Source organism: Mycobacterium sp. 1245852.3 (genome assembly GCF_001669335.1).
GTDB lineage: Bacteria > Actinomycetota > Actinomycetes > Mycobacteriales > Mycobacteriaceae > Mycobacterium > Mycobacterium europaeum_A.
This window is the reverse complement of sequence record NZ_LZLL01000490.1, coordinates 1-2,709: the sequence shown is the minus strand read 5'-3', so window position 1 is coordinate 2,709 and position 2,709 is coordinate 1. Positions and strand designations below refer to the sequence as shown.

The 2,709-nt window shown below is 66.6% G+C and carries 3 protein-coding genes; 1 reads left to right on the top strand and 2 read right to left on the bottom strand.

Annotated elements, in window-relative coordinates; genetic code table 11:
- Positions 1–328 (top strand): ATP-binding protein (locus A9W96_RS21720; RefSeq protein WP_067142969.1); only part of this gene is annotated, 328 nt, incomplete at its 5' end.
- Here the strand turns inward: A9W96_RS21720 and A9W96_RS21715 are convergent.
- Together A9W96_RS21715 and A9W96_RS21710 are read right to left on the bottom strand one after the other, a co-directional pair.
- On the bottom strand, positions 329–1,405 hold the full coding sequence (locus A9W96_RS21715; RefSeq protein ID WP_067142966.1) for a phosphotransferase family protein: 1,077 nt from the start codon (positions 1,403–1,405) through the stop codon (positions 329–331).
- Positions 1,402–2,538 carry a hypothetical protein gene (locus A9W96_RS21710; protein WP_067142963.1) on the bottom strand — a complete coding sequence of 379 codons (1,137 nt, stop codon included), beginning with the start codon at positions 2,536–2,538 and terminating at the stop codon, positions 1,402–1,404. The genes A9W96_RS21715 and A9W96_RS21710 overlap by 4 nt, the downstream gene beginning before the upstream one ends.
- Positions 2,539–2,709: the final 171 nt, after the last annotated feature.

Here is a 2,709-nt window from a genome sequence, read left to right as displayed (position 1 = left end):
GCGGTACTTCTCCCTTGACGACGACCGGTTCAGCGATCTGCTGCTGGCGGTGAACGAGGCGATCGCCAACGCCGCGGAATTCGCCTACGTCGACGCCGCCGAGCGCGGCACGCTCGACGTGCGGGCAGCCTACGACGCGAATGCCGACACCCTCGCGGTGACCGTCGACGACCGCGGCCGTTGGCGACAGAAGGTGCCGGTGCAGCGCCAGCAGCAGCGACGCGGCCGCGGCATTCCGCTGATGGAGGTGCTCGCCGACGCCGTGGTCATCGAGCCCACGCCGCAGGGCACCCGCGTCACGTTGACGTGGACCGACGTCAACGCCTGATCAGCCCGCCAGCACCTGCTGGATGCGTTCTTCCCGCGGCAGCACCGGACCGTCGTCGAGGGCTTCGCCGATTCCTAGCTCGGTGAGCCCGGCGCTGGTCAGCAACGAGGTGCCGTAAGCGGCCAGCACGAGTTTCTGGTCCGCACTGTGCCCGTCCTCCACGAGCATCGCGCCGATGAGGCAGATGACGGCCATCTTGAACGCGTTGAACGCCCGATACCAGGGCCGGTCGGTGACCGTGATGCCGCTGGCCGACTCGTAGTGCGCGAGCAGCTCATCGATGGAAAGGGCCGCGGGGTGGCTGGTGATCCCGACCGGCTGCATCCACAGCATTTCGAGCCACCCGATGTCGGTCAGCGGATCACCGACGGTCGTCATCTCCCAATCGAAGACCGCGCTGACCTCGCCGCCGGAGAAGGCGAAATTGCCCGGTTTGGCGTCCCCGTGCACCAGTGTGACCTTGGGGTACGGCGCGGGCTTGGCGGCGAGCAGGGCCTCGTGCAGCCGCTCCAGGGCGGGCAGGCGGTCGCGCTTGACCCGGTTCATCTCCGCGGCCCAGTGCGCGAGCTCGCGGTCCAGATGGTCCGAGCCGTCGTCGAGGGTGTCCAGCCCGGTCCGTCTCAGGTCGACCGTGTGGATGGCGGCCAGCTGTTCGACCAGGCTCTGACACATTCGCACCACAGCACGGTCGGCGTCGGGCGGCGGCTCCATTTCGTAGACGTCGCCGTCGACGCGTTCCATGACGAAGAACGGCCTGCCGAGGATGTCGCCGGTGGGCTCGAGCCACAGCGCTCGCGGCACGCGGACCGGGGTTTCGGCCAGGGCTCGCAAAATCCGGAACTGGCGCGCCAGGTCGTAGGGCTCCAACAGCGCCGGTGGCCGCGGGCGCAGCCGCAACACGACGTCCTGGTGGTCGTCGCGCCCATCCGTGCGGGTGACGACGCGCAGTGTCATCATCTCGGCCGAGTGCCCGAAGCTCACCCGGTCGACGCCCTCGAGACGGACGTCGTCGGCGTCCGGCAGCTGCGTGCGCAGCCAGCCACCGAGCCGCCGTTGCAACTCCTCGCCCAGCGTCATTGGCGCACCCCCGCGTCATCCGCGGGCAGTCGATCGACCGGGGTTTTGTCCTGGGTGAATGCGGACATGTCCATCGCCGCCCAGTTGGGGTAACGGCGATAACCCTGGCCGCCCAGCAGCAATTCGAAGATGCCCCAACCGGTCTCGCCACCCCTTTCGAACCGCATCAGCTGGTCCAGGGCCATCGACTTGCCCTCTGTCTCGGTCAGCTGTTCGGGATCGCTGCTGTCCCAAGTGAAATGGATGAAGTATGCGCCGCCGCCCAGGTCCTCGTACTGGCAGTGCGCCATCGGCAGCCCGTAATAGGCGTTGACCTCGAGGTGCGGCGCCTCGGCGATCACCCGATGGGCCTCGCCGTCCTCATCGGTGAAGACGAGCACCGCGCGGGTGGGCCGCTTGCGGTCGCCGTCGAATTCGACCTCGTGGGAGATCTTGACGAATCGCTTCGACAAGGTCCCGTCGGCATGCGTGATGCCGCCGTCGACGTAATTGACCGTGCCATCGGAGGATTCGATGATCCACGCTTCGATGGCATGGTCGCCGAAGCCGGCGTCGAGCCACAGCCAGAAGTCGATCTTGTCGGAGATCCGCACCCCGAAGGTGCGGTCACGTCCGCCGTGGAAGCCGTCGACGCTGATGCGTTCCCCGTCGATCTGCACCCAACCACTCCACCGGCCGGGTTCTTTCATGTGGTACATGTCCGCGAGCAGTTCGCCGTTCTTGCCATGCACTTTCATGGGTAACAACTCCCACATCGGGGCGGTGGGTTCGTAATAGAGTTCCCATTCGATTCCGGAGTTGTTGGGCTCGATGTCCAATCGCCACTTCTTCAGCGGCTCGACGCAGGTCCAGCGCATCGGCCCGGCGCGCAGCTCGGCGCGGTCATCGCCTGATACCGGCCGACCGGACAACAGGTCCCAGTGCCGGCCGTCGGCGAGGCTGACCTTGACGTAACCCAACCCGCTGGCGGTGTTCGGGTTGTTGCCGTAGCCGCTGGCCAACAGCATGGTGCCGTCCGGCGACGCGGCGAAGAAGTAGCACCGATCCGACCACGTCGGATCGGTGTCGTGCACCTGGTCGAACGTCGTCGGCAGCTGGTGGGTGAAAGACTCGTCCGCCGCGGAGTACCCCATCGATGGCCCTTTCTGGCTCGCTGACACGTTGTGCTGCAGGAGGATTCGTTAGCGGCTCAGGCTGGGCCGGATTCTGCTCGCGTCAGATAACAAAGCAGCACAACGCATCCCGTAACATCGCCGCCATGGAACCGAGCCGGCGCTGGGGCGACGATCGCGCGATCGTCGATG